Source organism: Aquimarina megaterium XH134, from assembly GCF_000520975.1.
Classification (GTDB): Bacteria; Bacteroidota; Bacteroidia; order Flavobacteriales; family Flavobacteriaceae; genus Aquimarina; species Aquimarina megaterium.
Genome location: NZ_JACB01000110.1, coordinates 1 through 2,727 on the forward strand (window position 1 = coordinate 1; position 2,727 = coordinate 2,727).

The window sequence follows — 2,727 nt, forward strand, 5'->3', positions numbered from 1 at the left end:
GTAAAAGCTAAAGATGCTGCCGGCAATGTTTCTGGTTCTAGTAATACAGTTAATGTGACTACAACAGGAGGAAATTCTGATCCTTGTGCAGGTGTGGCTCCATATAATAGTTCGGTAAATTATCAGGTTGGTGATCGTGTAACTTATCAAGGATATCTTTATGAACGTACTAATTCTGGATGGAATAATCTTGGGGCATGTGGTGCATTTGCCACGGCACTCTCTATAAACCCTACCGCTCCACCTTTTAATACGCAATTAAATAATATCAACAGTAATGACATAACAACAGCAGATTTGAAAAATTCTGAATTTGTAATTTCTCCTGTTCCTGCAAAAGACTTTATTATGATTCGAATGAATAATGTTAAGGATGTAAACTATAGAATCATTAATCATATTGGTCAGGTGGTAAGAAATGGTAAAGTATCTAAAAACAAGGTAGAATTAACCGGTTTACCAGATGGGATGTATTTCTTTTCGGTTTTATCATATGATAAAACACTAACTAAGAAGTTTATCATTAAGCAATAATATACATTCAGTATTTTTAAAAAACCCCGAAACAGTTTGTTTTGGGGTTTTCTATTTACAGTAATAGTGGCTTTTAAGACAACGAATTCAAAATAAAAAATACTGAATCATACACTTTTCTTTTCTAAGAAAAACATTACAATACTATGCACATATACCAATTTAATATAAAAACATATTTTATAAACCCGTTGTGCATTTCGTTTTGAAATAATAAAAGTTGCATAAACTACTAAATAAAAATAAAGTGAGATAACCACAATAAGTTAAGTAGACACTAAAAGAAAGATTTTTCTTGCAACATGGTTGCATTACAATGACCTTAATGTTTTATAAAGCAATTTTCTTTCTCTTCATCGAAAAACTTTTTTTTATTGCGAATAATTTAAGAAATTCGAATGTTTTCTTTGAATTCTTCAAAAAAACAAACATAACACTAACTCAAACTCAATAACAATGAAAAAAAGCTACAAAAGCCTTATTTCGTTGAGGGGCTTTAATGGGCAAGTGTCACCAAAATTAAATATCATTATTATTTCTTCAATGATATTTTTATCTGGTGGACTTTTCGCTCAGAATCCTTCACAAAAGGCAAAGATCGCTCAACAAAGTAATCTGGTAAAATTAAATCAACTACAGACTGAATTAGCAAGTAAAGCTGCATTACAAAAGAAAGAAGCTATAGCGGCTGCCAAAAGAAATGGATGGCAAGTCAAAATGACAAATGCCGATGGAAGCTTTTCTGAACTACAAAGATTAGCAAAAGATGGTACTCCTATCTATTATACTACATTTAATGTAGATGCTGCAAAGTCTACGCGAGCAAATCATTTAAACTCAGGAGGTTCTTTAGGCCTAAATCTAGATGGACAAAATATGACTGCTTATGTCTGGGATGGTGGAGCGACAAGACCTACTCACCAGGAATTTGATGGTGCAGGAGGAAATAACAGGGTTGCTATTAATGATGGTGTTACAACACTTAATGGCAATAGTTTTCATGCCCAGCATGTTACGGGAACAATAGTTGCCTCTGGAGTACAGGCCAATGCAAAAGGAATGGCTTCTCAGGCAAAAGCTAAAACACATGATTGGAATAATGACGATTCAGAAGCAACAACAGCTGCTGCAAATGGAATGTTATTATCTAATCATTCTTATGGTTTTAGAGCCAGTGCAGTTCCTGATCAGTATTTTGGAGCTTATATAGATGAATCCAGAAAATGGGATGAAATCATGTTTAACGCACCATTCTATCTTATGGTAGTAGCTGCAGGAAATGATGGACTTGATAACAATTCAAACGCTCAACCACTTGATGGAAATTCTTCTTACGATAAACTAACAGGGCATTCTACTTCAAAAAATAATCTTGTAGTTGCTAATGGTCAAGATGCCAATGTAAATAATGATGGTACCCTTAATAGTATGACCATCAATTCTCAAAGTAGTGAAGGTCCTACCGATGATTATAGAATTAAACCAGACATTACCGGTAATGGTACTGGTGTATATTCTACTTACGATAATAGTGATACTGCCTACAACAGTATCTCTGGTACTTCAATGGCTGCACCTAATGTAACCGGTACGCTTTTACTATTACAACAATACTACAATAGTAATAATGGAAACTTTATGAAAGCTGCAACCTTAAAAGGATTAGCGCTTCATACTGCTGATGATGTTGGCCCTTCTGGACCTGACGCAGTTCACGGATGGGGGTTATTAAATGCCAAAGTTGCTGCCGAAGCTATTACCAATAAAGGAACTGCTTCAAAAATAGAAGAACTAACACTTACAAGCGGCCAAACGTATACCGTAACTGTTGACTCAGATGGTACAAATCCTTTAATGGCTTCTATTTCCTGGACAGATAGAGCAGGAACTGCCGTAACTGCGACAAATTCTAATACAGCTGTATTAGTAAATGACTTAGATATTAGAGTTACAAAAGGTTCTACTACATCTAGTCCGTACAAGCTTACCAGTATTACTACAAATGGTACTGGAGACAACACTGTGGATCCGTTTGAAAGAGTAGATATAGCTAATGCTTCTGGAACATATACTATTACGGTTACTCATAAAGGAACATTAACAGGAGGGAGTCAAAATTTCTCTCTTATTGTTACTGGATTAACAGGAACTACTACGCCTTGTACTGCTTCAGTACCTACAGGAGTATCTTCT

Annotated in this window: 2 protein-coding genes; both read left to right on the forward strand. The window is 35.0% G+C overall.

Features of this window, described 5'->3' with window-relative positions; all coding sequences use genetic code 11:
• A partial coding sequence (locus Z053_RS29535) for a T9SS type A sorting domain-containing protein (protein WP_035097168.1) occupies positions 1–534 on the forward strand: 534 nt, incomplete at its 5' end.
• A gap of 456 nt (positions 535–990) precedes the next feature.
• On the forward strand, positions 991–2,727 hold a 1,737-nt coding region (locus Z053_RS0127280; RefSeq protein ID WP_241459861.1), incomplete at its 3' end, for a S8 family serine peptidase.